A 1,241-nucleotide genomic window follows, 5' to 3' on the forward strand; every position below is an offset into this window, starting at 1 on the left:
GACCAACGACGCCGCCCTGCGCGGGGCACTCGAGGAAGCGGCCGCGGACCCACGGCTGACATCCCTGGTACGCGCCGTGGAGACGGTACGCATGACAACGGAGATTGCCGCATGAAAGCGATCACGCTCAGTGAATACGGCGGGCCGGACGCGCTTCGCCTGACCGACCTCCCGGACCCGAAGGTGGCACCGGGAGAGGTACTGGTCCGGGTGAAGGCCGCCGGAGTCAACCCCGTGGACTGGAAGCTCGCCCAGGGAGCCCTCGACGGCCTCATGGAGACGCACTTCCCCCTGATCCCCGGCTGGGACGTGGCCGGGGTGGTCGAGCGGGTGGGCCTGGACGTCGGGGAGTACGCGCCCGGCGACGAGGTGTTCGGCTACGTCCGCAAGGACACCGTCCAGTTCGGCGCCTATGCCGAACTGGTCTCCGCGCATGTGCGCCTGCTGGCCCGCAAGCCCGCCGCGCTCTCCTGGGAGCAGGCCGCGGGCCTGCCCCTCGCCGGGCTGACGGCGTACCAGGCGATCGAGCGAGTCGGCGTCCGCGCCGGGGAGACCGTCCTGGTGCACGCGGCAGCCGGCGGCGTCGGCTCGCTCGGCGTCCAGATCGCCGTGGCACGCGGCGCCCGCGTGATCGGCACGGCGAGCGCCCACAACCATGACTTCGTGCGCCGGCTGGGCGCGGAGCCCGTGACCTACGGCCCCGGGCTCGCCGACCGGGTGGCGGAACTGGCACCGCAAGGCGTCGACGCGGCACTCGACTTCGTCGGCGCGGACGTGGTGGACGTGTCGCTGCGGCTTCTCCAAGGGCCGCAACGGCTCGCGTCCATCGCCGATCCCGCGGCAGCCGAGAAGGGCGGCCACTACGTGTGGGTACGCCCGGACTCGGCCGACCTCACGGCACTCGCCGACTTGGCCGACAAGGGGAAACTGACCGTGCACGTCGACCGGGTGCTCCCGCTCGCCGAAGCGGCCGAGGCCTGGCGCCTCAGCGCGCAAGGGCACACACGCGGCAAGCTCGTGCTGTCCGTGGCGGCAAGCTGAGGCGACACGTGACCGATGCCGCGGAGGGGCGGGCGGGCTCGGCGCCGGCAGGCGCGAGGCGATCGAGCGGTCTGCGCGCCCGCCCCGGCCCCGTACCTCAGGCGGGGACGGTTCCGGATTCCACGACCCGCACCAGCGGGGCCAGCTCGGGCATCTCGCCGGCCTCGTGCAGTGCTTCGCGCAGGGCGGCGTCGTGGGTG

General features: G+C 73.3%; 1 protein-coding gene and 1 pseudogene. One reads left to right on the forward strand and one right to left on the reverse strand.

Annotated features, from left to right (window positions below; genetic code table 11):
- Positions 1-111 precede the first annotated feature (111 nt).
- Complete coding sequence (locus ACWDUZ_RS38565) at positions 112-1,041, forward strand: NADP-dependent oxidoreductase (RefSeq protein ID WP_451636489.1); 930 nt, start codon at positions 112-114, stop codon at positions 1,039-1,041.
- A gap of 97 nt (positions 1,042-1,138) precedes the next feature.
- Here ACWDUZ_RS38565 and ACWDUZ_RS38570 read toward each other — a convergent pair.
- Positions 1,139-1,241: pseudogene (locus ACWDUZ_RS38570) on the reverse strand (MarR family transcriptional regulator); the annotation flags it as partial.

It is taken from the genome of Streptomyces sp. NPDC003393, from assembly GCF_053589015.1.